The sequence below is a fragment of the Thauera aminoaromatica S2 genome, assembly GCF_000310185.1.
Lineage (GTDB): Bacteria > Pseudomonadota > Gammaproteobacteria > Burkholderiales > Rhodocyclaceae > Thauera > Thauera aminoaromatica.
Genome location: NZ_AMXD01000307.1, coordinates 1 through 646, shown reverse-complemented (window position 1 = coordinate 646; position 646 = coordinate 1). Strand labels below are relative to the sequence as shown.

Here is a 646-nt window from a genome sequence, read left to right as displayed (position 1 = left end):
GCAATGACGAGAATGGCCATGTTCAGATCACCTTCGCAACGTTCTTGAGTTTGTCGATCAGCTGGGCCACGTCGGCCACGCGCTCGCCGGCGCTGCGCTTGGGCGGCTCGGCGACCTTCAGCGTGGCCAGACGCGGCGCGACATCCACGCCCAGGTCGGCCGGCTTCACGGTGTCGAGCGGCTTCTTCTTGGCCTTCATGATGTTGGGCAGCGTCGCGTAGCGCGGCTCGTTCAGGCGCAGGTCGGTGGTCATCACCGCCGGCAGCTTCACCGACAGGGTCTCGAGGCCGCCGTCGATCTCGCGCGTCACCGCGGCTTTCCCGTCGGCCAGCGTCACCTTGGACGCGAAGGTCGCCTGCGGCCAGCCCGCCAGCGCCGCCAGCATCTGGCCGGTCTGGTTGGCGTCGTCGTCGATCGCCTGCTTGCCGCAGATCACCAGCTGCGGCTGCTCCTTGTCGCACACCGCCTTCAGGAGCTTGGCCACCGCCAGCGGCTGCAGCTCGACATCGGTCTCGACCAGGATGCCGCGGTCGGCACCGATCGCCATCGCCGCGCGCAGGGTCTCCTGGCAGGCGCCCACGCCGCAGGACACCGCCACCACCTCGGTGGCCACGCCCGCTTCCTTCAGCCGCACCGCCTCCTCGAC

General features: G+C 69.3%; 1 protein-coding gene. It reads right to left on the bottom strand.

Features of this window, described 5'->3' with window-relative positions:
• Positions 1–22: 22 nt before the first annotated feature.
• On the bottom strand, positions 23–646 hold a 624-nt coding region (locus tag C665_RS19775; protein WP_004330859.1), incomplete at its 5' end, for an electron transfer flavoprotein subunit beta/FixA family protein.